The organism is Methanoculleus sp. UBA374, from assembly GCA_002508705.1.
Classification (GTDB): Archaea; Halobacteriota; Methanomicrobia; order Methanomicrobiales; family Methanoculleaceae; genus Methanoculleus; species Methanoculleus palmolei.
This window is the reverse complement of the sequence record DAYL01000023.1, coordinates 17,519-28,388: the sequence shown is the minus strand read 5'-3', so window position 1 is coordinate 28,388 and position 10,870 is coordinate 17,519. Positions and strand designations below refer to the sequence as shown.

Below are 10,870 nucleotides of genomic sequence, written 5' to 3'. Positions count from 1 at the left end.
ACCGGTCGGTGAACCGGACGGTGAGCGGGACCGTGCCGGAGGTCCGGTCCGTCGAGAACTCCGCCTCCGGGGGAGCACCGCCGGTATAGGTGAAGGCATAGATGTCCGACCCAGAGCCGCGACCGTTCTGCCAGACAATCCGATTACCGCTGACGGCAGGGTAGAGTTGCTCGGTAGAGGAAGGAGCAAGGGACATCTGCGCCTCCACCCCCAGGGAGAGGTCGCAGAGGTAGATGTTCCACACCCCGCCACGGTTATCCTCCCAGGCAATGAGGTCACCGTCGATCACCGGGGAGACCTGCCCCGCAGGGTCGCGGGTGATCCGCGACTCCCGGCCATCCTCAAGGTCGTACATATAGATGTCGGGATTCCCCCACCCATTCCGGTAATCCTCCCAGACGATCCGATTCCCGGATATAGCCGGATATGTCTGCCGCGCACTGTCCCGGGTGATCCGCTGCTTCTCCCGGGCCTGGATATCATACGCCCAGATGTCGCCGCCCCCGGTGCTCTCCTCCCAGACGACGTACCGCTCGGAGAGCGCAGGCTTCCACTCGGTCACCGGCGAGCAGTCAAGGTAGGTCTTGCGATCGGTCTCGATGTTGTAGAGGCAGATGTCGACGCCGTCTTCCTGCGTATCGTACCAAACGACGTGGTCCCCGTAGATGACCGGCATCCGCTGGGCTTCCGGATCGTCGGTAAGCGCCTTCGTTCCCGTTGAGAAGCCAAAGAGGTAGACATCCGGGCTCATGTTCCGGTTGTCCTCCCAGACGATGTAGTCGCCCGAAACGGACGGGTATTTCTGCCCACCACCCCCGTCCGTGGCTCTCCGGCCTGTGTCGCCGGGGGTATCCGAGTAGTAGATATACTTCCCATCCCGGCCGTCCTCCCAGACGACCGTATCCCCATCGACATCAGGATGCTCCTGCGGTCCACCGGCGGTGCAAAAACGTACGAGTTCTCCCGGGGCCGCCTGCACCGCCAGAGCGGGCGAGACCAGCAGTCCAAGGACGATACAGACTATAATCAGCGTTTCACGTTCAGCCATCCTTTGATCACCACGATGAGAACGCCCCCTTCGTCCCATGCGATGGTGTTTGCATGCGCGGGAGCCGGAACAGGTCGTCTCCCGGGCATACAAACGAAATTCCCGCGGAATACCGAAGAATAGCCGGTATCCCGCCGGATAAAGGGTTCGTGAGTTGCAGGATGGCGGTATAAATATAAATCCCTTGCTATGGCCGACAGCAGGGGAGAGGGAACCTGATTATTATAAGAGGCACTGAATATTAATTAGATCGGGCGCCGCCAGGGTGTAATCGGCAGGCATACGCTCATGCACCCGCAAGTTCCCGGACCTTTGCGATATTCCCGAGATCGTCCCGCCGCTCGTCCACGGGCGTTTCGCAGATCAGGGGGAGGCCCCGGACGGCCGGATGGCGGAGGATGTGCCGGAATCCCTCCTCGCCGATGGACCCGAGCCCGATGTGCTCGTGCCGATCAAGCCCGCTCCCGAGAGCGCCTTTGCAGTCGTTGAGGTGGACGACCCGGAGGCGGGCAAGGCCGATCAGGTCCTCAAGCTCCCCGAAGACCGCATCGACTCCCTCCGCAGTCCGAAGGTCGTAGCCGGCGGCAAAAGCATGGCAGGTGTCGAAGCAGATCCCGACCCGCTCTGCCGCATCGAGCCCGTCGAGGATCCGGGAGAGGTCGGCGGCGGTCGTTCCCACGCTGTTCTTCTCCCCCGCGGTGTTCTCAAGGAGCAGCATCACGCCTCCCTCTCCGGCATCGGCGAGCGCCCGGTTGACGGCGGCGACAACCCGCTTCTGCCCCGCCTCCGCCCCGGCGCCGCGGTGGTGCCCGAGGTGGGTCACCAGGTAGGGTATCCCGAGGAGGGCGCAGCGCTGGAGTTCGCGGGTGAGCGCCGCGACCGACTTCTCATAGATCTCATCGTCGGGAGAGGCCGGGTTAGGGAGGTAAGGCATGTGGTCGACAACCGGACCGAGCCCGGATGCGCTCATCGCCGTCCTGAAAGCATCGACCGAATCAGGGTCAAGGTCCTTTGCCTTCCAGCCCCGGGGGTTCCGGGAGAAGATCTGAAACGTGTCGCAGCCCCGCTCGCGCGCTCTCTCGACCGCAAAGGCGATTGAACCGGCGATGGAGACGTGGCATCCCACCATTACCATAACCGTAACTCTCGACCCGGAAGCGTTTAGGCCTTCCCACGGCCGACCTCGCGGAGCACCGCCGCACCGAACTCCCGGGTGCCGGCGACACCGCCGAGGTCGCGGGTCTGGATGCCCGCACCGAGCACCCGGCGGACGGCCTCCTCCACGGCCGCGGCGGCGGCGGCATCGCCGAGGTGCGAGAGCAGCATCGCTCCGCTCCGGATCGCTGCGACGGGGTTTGCGATATTCCTCCCTGCGATGTCGGGGGCGCTCCCGTGCACGGGCTCAAAGAGGGCATGACGCTCCCCGATGTTCGCGCTCGGGAGCATCCCGAGCCCCCCCACGAGATAGGCGGCGGCGTCCGAGAGGATGTCGCCGAAGATATTGGTGGTGACGACCACGTCGTAGCGATCCGGGTGCATCAGGAGGTCGAGAGCGAGCGCGTCGATATAACAGGTCCTGCAGGGAACCCCCGCCCGGGCGGCCTCTGCCGTGCAGACCTCGACGAAGAGGCAGTCCGACTTCAGCACGTTCGCCTTGTTGCCGACGGTGAGGTGGCGGCGGGATTTCGCGAGGGCGCAGGCGTAGCGGGCGATCCGCTCGCTCCCCCGGCGGGAGACGACCCGGACGGTGCAGGCCCGGTCGGATTCCATCCACTCGATGCCGGAGTAGAGCCCCTCGGTGTTCTCCCGGACGATGACGATATCGACCCCCTCGCCCCGGATCGGCCGGACGTTCGCGTAGAGATCGAGTTCGCGGCGGATCTGGAGGAGGACGCTCCGGTAGCCGGGGTCGGGGGGCGTCGTGACGGCCCCGAAGAGGACGGCGTCCGCCGACCGGAGGTCGGCCATCGTCTCCTCCCCGCAGGCGTTTCCGGTCCGCTTCCAGAGCCCGTAGCCAGCCTCAACCTCGAAGAACTCGAGGTCCGGGCGCACGGCTTCGATGACCGCGCGGGCGATCGGCACGACCTCGCGCCCGATGCCGTCGCCCTCAACGACCGCGATCTTCGTCATTCTGCTTCCTCCATGCGGCCGCAACGTGCCAGACCGCCTCAGCGATCATCCTGGGCGACGCACCCCAGTGAACGACCTCGCCGAACCTGCCGTTCCAGCGCCCGATGCCGGACCGCTCGCTCCGGCAGCACCGGGCGATGAAAGGCTCGTCCGCCACCGCCCCGAGCGGGCAGATGCTCTCCACCGTGACCGTCTCGTCGTACCACTCCCTCACCAGTTCTTTCGCAGTAAGACACCCCGCAACCCGGTCGCCCGGCCGGAGCCGGTCCGCGTCGAGGGTGCGGGGGAAGCCGGCCGCGCGGCAGGGGTAGACGTCGGCTTCGATCTCCCGGATATCCCGGATATGATGCTCGAAGACGACCCCGAGGTCGCCGAAGAGCCCGGTCTTCTCCAGGTCCTGGAGCGTGGCTGAGAGGTGGGGGCGGGGCGGGGTGATGTCGTAGACGTGGATACGGAGGAGCCCCGAGAGGTCCGGGTCGAACACGAACGTGGTCTGTTCGTCGTGGCCGAAGAATACGGTGCACCGGCGCCCGGACCGGGCCGCCGCCTCCATCAAGAATGTTCGATCATGGATGTTCACGCGATCCGGGTAACGGTAGACCTCGTCGCCGGCGGCGAGCACCCGGGTCGAGAGCACCGTCCGTATCAGCCCGGTCTCGCCCGGATCGGTCTCCACCTCGAGCACCTCCATGCCGCTCGCGGTCTCCCGGACCAGGTAGCGCGAGAGGAAGTAGGCCCGGTTCCCGTACGGAGTGCCGGTCGCGGACCCGACGTACTTGCAGTGCGAAGGAAAGATCATCGGTGCGACCTCCAGTAGGGGACCAGCCCTCCGGCCCGGAGGATGGCGACCATCTTCGGGGAGAGCGGACGGGCGGGGTAGCGTTCCCCGTCAACCTCCACCCACCCGCTATCGAGGTCGAACGCAACGCGGGCGCCGTCGGTGCAGGAGACCGCGGCCTCGATCACCGGCAGGCCGACGTTGACGGCGTTTCGAAAGAAGATGCGGGCGAACGACGGGGCGACGACCCCGACCACCCCGGCTTCCCGGAGGGCGACCACCGCCTGCTCCCGGGACGACCCGCACCCCATGTTCCTCCCGGCGACGATGACCGCGCCCCTGATGCGGCCGGCGAGCGTCGGGTCGAGATCCTCAAAGACGTGCTCCGCCCAGACCGAACGGTCTTTCGTCCGGAGGTAGCGGCCCGCGATGATGAGGTCGGTATCGATATCGTTCCCGAGGCAGACCGCCGATCCGGCTCCCTGCATCATACCGCCTCCGGCACGGCAATCTCACCGGCGATGGCGCTCGCGGCGGCGGTGGCGACCGACGAGAGGTAGATTTCGCCGCCGACACCCATCCGGTTCTTGAAGTTCCGGTTCGCGGTGGAGAGACAGACCTCGCCCTCCCCGAGCACGCCCGCGTGCGCCCCGAGACACGGCCCGCACCCGGGCGTCGCCACCATGCACCCCGCGTCCACGATATCGGCGAGGACGCCGGTGGCGATAGCCCGGGAAAGCACCGCGCGCGATGCGGGGACAACCAGGGTGCGGACCGCCACCTTCCTCCCCCGGACGATGCGTGCGAACCGGGCAAGGTCCTCGTAGCGGCCGTTCGTGCAGGTCCCGACGAAGACCTGGTCGAGGTGCGTGCCGGCGAGGTCCTCCGCCTCCCGGACGGTGTCCACCCGGTGGGGGACCGCGACGAGGGGGACGACATCGGCAAGGTCGATATCGAGAGTCCGTTCGCAGCGGCAGTCTTCCGGCGCCTGGGGCGACGCCGCAAGGCCGTAACTCGCGAGGTAGCGGACGGTGACCGCATCGGCGTAGAAGAGCCCCGTCTTTGCCCCCGTCTCGACCGCCATGTTGCAGAGGGTCAGCCGTCCGTCCATGGAGATCCCCGCCGCCCCTTCGCCCGCAAACTCCAGCGCCCGGTAGGTCGCCCCTTCCATCCCGAGCCTGGCGACGCAGGCGAGGGCGACGTCTTTTGGCTCTGCAGCGCCGGAGAGCCTCCCGGAGAGGTGGACCGCGATCGTCTCCGGGACCCGGAACCACGTGGCGCCCGAGGCCCAGATCGCCGCCATATCGGTCGCGCCCACTCCGGTGGCAAACGCGCCGAAGGCGCCGAGGGTGCAGGTGTGGGAGTCGGCGCCCACGACGACCGTGCCGGGCCGGACGACCCCTTCGCTCATCACCTGGTGACAGACACCGCTTCCGGCGTCCGAGAGCGCTATTCCCGACCCTTTAGCATACCCCCGGAGTTCCGCCTGGAGCGTCGCCGTCGTCCCGGTGTTTGCCGGGACGATGTGATCGAAGACGAGGCGCAGACGCTCGGGATGGGGAAGCCGCTCGACCCCCATCTCCCGGAGCGCCGCCTGGGTAAGGACGCCGGTCCCGTCGTGGGCGAAGGCGATATCGACCTCGCGGTCCACGTACGCTCCCGCCGGTGCACCGAGGACCCGCTCGGAGAGCGTGCTCACGAGGGGACCCCTCCCTTTGCCTGCCTGAGGATCGTGCAGAGCACCTCCGGGGTGACGCTGCATTTCCCTTCGCTTTTTCGTTTGATCTGTTCGAGCACCCATTGCGCCTCGCGGTCGGAGAGTTCGAACCCATAGGCCTTTGCAACGTGCTCGAGCGCCTTCCTCCCCGTATGCTTTCCGAGGATGAATCGGCGTTCGCCGCCCACCATCTCAGGGGGGACGTACTCGTAGGTCGCCGGGTCTTCAAGGATGGCGGCGATGTGGATCCCGCTCTCATGGGCAAAGGCGTTCTCGCCGACGACCGGCCGGGTGCGCTCCGGGGCCAGGCCAGAGTACCGGGCGACCAGGCGCGAGACCTCCTGCAGGCGGGAGAGGTCGTAGCGGTCGACGCCGCCCTTCATCCGCAGGGCGACGAGCACCTGTTCGAGCGCTGCGTTCCCGGCGCGTTCCCCGATGCCGTTGACGGTGGTGTGGAGCTGGAACGCCCCCGCGGCCGCGGCCGTGACGGTGTTTGCGGCTGCAAAGCCAAGGTCGTTGTGGCAGTGGATACAGAGCGGGAAGGAAGCCTCACCAAGGATTCGGGAGACAACCGCGTGGATCTCGAGCGGCGTGAGGCACCCGACCGTATCCGCAAAACTGACGAAATCGGCACCGCATTCCACGCCGCGGGCGTACATCTCGACGAGAAACGCAGGGTCCGTCCGGGAGGCGTCCTCGGCTGCAAACCGCACCTGCACCCCGTGATCGGAGGCGAACTCCACCATATCGAGGGCGGCATCGAGCACCTCCTCGCGGGGCCGCCGGTACTTGTGCCGGACGTGGAGGTCGGAGGTCGCGATGAAGATGCTGACCATGTCCACATCGCAGTCAAGGGCCGCCTCGATATCGGGCCTGAGCGCACGCGCGAGGCAGCAGACCCGCGCAGAGAGACCGCTCCGGGCGATGGCGGCGACGCATTCCTTCTCCGCAGGGGAGACCACGGGAAACCCGGCCTCGATCACCTCCACGCCGATCTCGTCGAGCGATTCCGCGATAGCCAACTTCTCATCCCGGGTAAACGAGACGCCGGGAGTCTGCTCCCCGTCTCGCAGCGTTACATCACAGATCTCGATATGCCACGGTATCATGTCGTCCACCCTCGGGGCAGGCGCCTTCGATCACCACCGTCCGGGGCCCCTCCCGCGGGGGAGTGAGAGCCCGGTGAAGCGCCCCGACGTCGTCGGCGGCAGAGACGACCGGGTCGGCCCAGGCGATGTAGCGAAGGATGTCGGGGACGGGGTGACCGCCGGTCATCCCCATCCGGTTGTTCGCAAGGACGATACAGAGGAGCGGGAGCCCTCGTTCGTAGACGTCGATGAGGGCGGCGAGGCCCGAGTGCAGGAGCGCGTAGTCGCCGGTGAGCGCAACCCCCGTGCCGGTCGCCGCCACGGCAACCGACGAGCCGAGGCCGTAGGTGGCGACCCCAAGCCGGTAGGGCGGGTTCATCGCGAGGATCGCGCACCCGGCATCGCAGACGGCCCGCATTTTGCGCTTCCGGAGGATGGCGAAGGCGGGATGAAACGGGCAGTCCCTACAGAACGTCCGCGAGAAGCCCCGCGAGGAGAACCGCTCCGGCTCTCCGGGGGAGAGAGGAGGAGCGAGCAGCCGGTGCTCTTTGAGGAAGGGGCGACCGATCTCAGGGATCGCGGTCGGGTCCGTCGGGGGCGGATAGACGACGACGGGCCGGAATCCCCCATCCGGGCGCCGGTTGAGGGGCGAGGACCGCGCCCAGGCAAACATCGCCGCCGTCCGTAGGTCGCTTGCCTGCGCGCGGCCGGCCATCGTGAGGTCCGGGTCCGCGAGGCTCCCCTCCCGGTCGTTCCGGGGCACGGAGGGGTCCGGAACATCCGCGTCCAGGAGGTCGGGCACGACCCTGACGACGGCCACCCGTGAGAAGGTCTCGGAAGCCTCGAACGCCGCTTCGACGGCCGGACCGATCGTCTCGCCGTCGGGTTCCAGAACCGGCACCCGGGCCACCTCCCCGTAGTAACGGGAGTCCTGCACGACGTCCGATGCGGCCGCCCGCACGTCGTCGCCGACGACCACCACGACGCCCGCCCGGAGGCCCTGCGCGGTGGCGTGCACGAGCGGGTCCGCGCAGGCGTTGAGGCCGACGTGCTTGACGACCACAGCGGCCCTCCTCCCGGAGAGCGAATCGCCGAGGGCATACTCGAGCGCCGTCTTCTCGTTTATCGTGATCGCGGCCCCGGCCGAGGCGGCAACCTCGGATATTGGGTAACCGGGGACGGTGTAGCAGCAGTCGGCAGACTGGAGGAGCGCGAGAGCAAGCGCCGCCGCGCCCTTCATAGATCCCTCCCCGGCGCAAGGTCGCACCCCGTGCACGCCGCGCACATCGTCAGCGCCCGACGGGGGTCGAGGCCGGCGCGCCGGAGGACCCGCGCATGGGTCCCGCAGAGCGAGAGCAGGCGGTCGGCGGACGGGCGGGACCGGCCGGCAAGAGACCCCGCCGGGGTGAGCGGGCGGAGGACCGGGATGACTCCGGCCCCGGCAAGCTCCTCCATCACCCGCTCCAGGTCTTCGTCGGTCTCCCCGAGGCCGACGAGGATGTTCGAGTAGACCCTGCCGCGCCCGAAGAGCGCGACGGACGACGAAAGCGCCTCCCGGACCGCTTCCCACGAGAGGCCCGGGCACATATCGGCAAAGAGTGCTTCCGTTGCCGCCTCGAGGTTGAACTTCACCTCGGCGACACCGAGAGCATGGAGCCGGGCCGGAGTCTCCGGCCCCGGGTAGATCGAGACCCCGATGGGAAGACCGAACGGCAGAAGCGCCGCCACGACCTTGCAGACGTATGCCTCCTCCTCCTCGATCGAGGCGGCGACGCCGCTCGTGATCGAGATAGCATCGACCCGGTCGACGACGTCCTCGACCATGCGGGCGATCTCGTCGACCTCCTTGCGCCGCCCGGGGAGACCCGGCACCGGACAGTAGCGGCAGTGGAAGACGCACGTCCCGCTGACCGTGATATAGGCCTGGCGGGGACAGTGAAGAGCGACCGGCTCGAATCGGCCGCGAATCGTATCGCCGTCGATGCTGAGGTCCGCCGCGCCTTCCCCCCGGTGGACGAACTCGATGAGGCTCGCCTCGTCGATACCGACCCGGACCCTTCGATCGCCGACGGAGAAGAAGAGTGAACCGGTCGTTCCCGCCGAGGGGCCAGCGGCCGAGCGGGAGACGTATCGGTCTATTGGTTCGCCGGAGACGCGAACCGAACCGGCCTCAAGCAGCCGGGCCTTTAACCGGACCCATTCCATAACGCCAGCGCCTCCTCATACCGCGTATAAAACGGGATCGCCGCCACCGCTCCGACCGCACCCCGGCCGTCCATGACGATCGCGAGCCGCCGGTCGGCGAGAGAGGCAAGGTCGTCGGGGGAGACCTCGCCCCGCTTTACGCGGCAACCGAACTCCTCAAGCGGGGCGGGATCGAAGCCGCGCCAGACCGCCATCCCGGTCTCATCCGAGAGCGTGTACTCCATAAGGCAGTCGCGGTAACGCCGGACCAGTCCCGCGGGATCGGAAGTGGCGAACTCGCAGGCGACGGCGACGCAGTTCTTGGTCCGGTAGGGAACCGGATAGAGCTGCACGATGGTGTGGGAGAGGTAGCGCGAACGGTCGTCCTCAACGGCCCGTGCGATGTTGTGGGCGAGCGTCCAGGTGGCGCCCTCTTCCGGGGTATCGGTGTCGTCGACCCCGATGATCACCCGCTCGCGGCGGGGAAGCCAGACAGTCGACCCCGCGAGCCGGCCGCCGCCGGCAGGGTCGCAATTCTTGCGAACGACGCCCGCCGCAGCGGCACGGCAGGCGGACGCCCCCACGCCGCCGCCGCCGAGGCCGCGGTAGGTAACGGCGATCTCGTCCCCTTTGACGGAGACGCCGGCGATCCCCGCCGGAAAGACGGAACCTTCGAGCGCGAGGTCAACGTCGCCGGTCAAAAGATGATAGCGGTTGGTCGCACCGACGGTGCGGATCGAGCGAACGAGCGGGCTCTGTGCATAGTGGCTCTTCACCCACATTGCTCCGCCGGTGCAGTCAAAGAACTCGATGAGTTCCACATGATCCCCGCTCTCGTCGGTCACCGCCACGATCTGCGGATACCGCACGATGTACGGATCAGAAAGTCTCTCCATACAGACCGGCCGCCTCAACGCCCTTGTTTCCCCAGAGAACGGTTCCCAGTGCTCCGATCCGGCCCTTTCGGGCGTTCGAGTCGATGAACCGAATACCCATCCGGGCCGCCTCCGCTTCCGCGTCGTCGAGCGTCAGAAGTTCGGTCTTGACCCGCCGGAGGTAAGGGGACTCTGCCGCAAACGCAATCCCCCGGTAGACGGCGATGCCGGTGTCCTTGCTGACCGCACCCGACTCGATGAAGTCGCGGACGTACTCAAGGAGCGCGTCCACCCGTCCCGGACGGACCGCAAAGTTCAGGGCTGACCCGACACAGTTGGTGGTCTTCTTCGGGACCTCCGGGTTCAACTGCACGAGGCGCATGTCAAGATACTCCACCCCCGGGATCTTGCAGGCCTCGGCGCATTTGAGCGCGAGCACCCAGGTGGCGCCTTCTTCGCGGGTGTCGGTATCATCGATCCCGACCGTCACCTTCTCGTAGAGCGGCGAGACGATCCGCACCCGACAGACCCGGGCGCCGCCGATCTGGAGGTCGTCCTCAGAGGGGTACTCCGCCCGGATCACGCCCGGCGCCTGCGGCAGGCAGGCGGCAACGCCGACACCGGCGCCTGCAATCCCTGACCAGGTCGTCACCACTTCGTCCCCGACGACCTCGACCCCCTCGAGCGCCTGGCCGCCGATCTCTTTGCTCGCGGCCCCGAACTTCACCGGAGATAAACCCAGCCGGGCAAGCACCGTCATCGTCGTGCCCTCGACATGGCAGGACCGGACCGCGCCCTTTGCACGCATCCGGTTCGCCGCATCCCACTCGATGGTTCCCCGGGCCCGGCAATGCTCGCGGATCTCCGCAAGACCGGCTTTCTGGTCGACCATGGCAAGGTACTTCATCGAGAATAACGACCCGAACCGGGTCCTGACTTCATCGGGCGTGAGCGTGATCATGGTTGTCACCGAAATTATCGTTAACAAGAATGTCGTTATCAACGATATTTAAGGGGATCGATCGGGGTGAAGGCGGGCAGGATGGTGTT

Annotated in this window: 11 protein-coding genes; all 11 read right to left on the bottom strand. The window is 67.2% G+C overall.

All coding sequences use genetic code 11. The features are described from left to right. Positions 1-1,048, bottom strand: a 1,048-nt coding sequence (locus tag BRA42_RS07400) for a TolB family protein (RefSeq protein WP_394339245.1), incomplete at its 3' end; no start/stop codon positions are given. 286 nt (positions 1,049-1,334) lie between these two features. After that, a complete protein-coding gene (locus tag BRA42_RS07395; RefSeq protein WP_292409142.1) occupies positions 1,335-2,183 on the bottom strand; it encodes a deoxyribonuclease IV in 849 nt (282 codons plus the stop codon). A 26-nt stretch (positions 2,184-2,209) separates the two neighbouring features. Then, on the bottom strand, positions 2,210-3,178 hold the full coding sequence (locus BRA42_RS07390; protein ID WP_292409140.1) for an isocitrate/isopropylmalate dehydrogenase family protein: 969 nt from the start codon (positions 3,176-3,178) through the stop codon (positions 2,210-2,212). Then, positions 3,156-3,977, bottom strand: a complete 822-nt coding sequence (locus BRA42_RS07385) for a DUF7714 family protein (RefSeq protein ID WP_292409138.1) — start codon at positions 3,975-3,977, stop codon at positions 3,156-3,158. The genes BRA42_RS07390 and BRA42_RS07385 overlap by 23 nt, the downstream gene beginning before the upstream one ends. Continuing rightward, positions 3,974-4,444 (bottom strand): 3-isopropylmalate dehydratase, encoded by a 471-nt coding sequence (locus BRA42_RS07380; RefSeq protein WP_292409166.1) that lies wholly within the window; start codon positions 4,442-4,444, stop codon positions 3,974-3,976. The genes BRA42_RS07385 and BRA42_RS07380 overlap by 4 nt, the downstream gene beginning before the upstream one ends. Continuing rightward, positions 4,444-5,655 (bottom strand): aconitase/3-isopropylmalate dehydratase large subunit family protein, encoded by a 1,212-nt coding sequence (locus BRA42_RS07375; protein ID WP_292409136.1) that lies wholly within the window; start codon positions 5,653-5,655, stop codon positions 4,444-4,446. The genes BRA42_RS07380 and BRA42_RS07375 overlap by 1 nt, the downstream gene beginning before the upstream one ends. Beyond that, on the bottom strand, positions 5,652-6,782 hold the full coding sequence (locus BRA42_RS07370) for a homocitrate synthase family protein (protein WP_292409134.1): 1,131 nt from the start codon (positions 6,780-6,782) through the stop codon (positions 5,652-5,654). Before BRA42_RS07370 ends, BRA42_RS07375 begins: the two co-directional genes overlap by 4 nt. After that, positions 6,754-8,001: a thiamine pyrophosphate-dependent enzyme gene (locus tag BRA42_RS07365; RefSeq protein ID WP_292409132.1), complete on the bottom strand. Its 1,248-nt coding sequence runs from the start codon at positions 7,999-8,001 to the stop codon at positions 6,754-6,756. The genes BRA42_RS07370 and BRA42_RS07365 overlap by 29 nt, the downstream gene beginning before the upstream one ends. Further along, positions 7,998-8,966, bottom strand: a complete 969-nt coding sequence (locus BRA42_RS07360; RefSeq protein WP_292409131.1) for a radical SAM protein — start codon at positions 8,964-8,966, stop codon at positions 7,998-8,000. Before BRA42_RS07360 ends, BRA42_RS07365 begins: the two co-directional genes overlap by 4 nt. Continuing rightward, positions 8,948-9,841: a methanogenesis marker protein 11 gene (gene mmp11 / locus BRA42_RS07355; protein WP_292409129.1), complete on the bottom strand. Its 894-nt coding sequence runs from the start codon at positions 9,839-9,841 to the stop codon at positions 8,948-8,950. The genes BRA42_RS07360 and mmp11 overlap by 19 nt, the downstream gene beginning before the upstream one ends. Next, positions 9,825-10,781, bottom strand: a complete 957-nt coding sequence (locus BRA42_RS07350) for a tRNA(Ile2) 2-agmatinylcytidine synthetase (RefSeq protein WP_342770778.1) — start codon at positions 10,779-10,781, stop codon at positions 9,825-9,827. Before BRA42_RS07350 ends, mmp11 begins: the two co-directional genes overlap by 17 nt. Positions 10,782-10,870 lie beyond the last annotated feature (89 nt).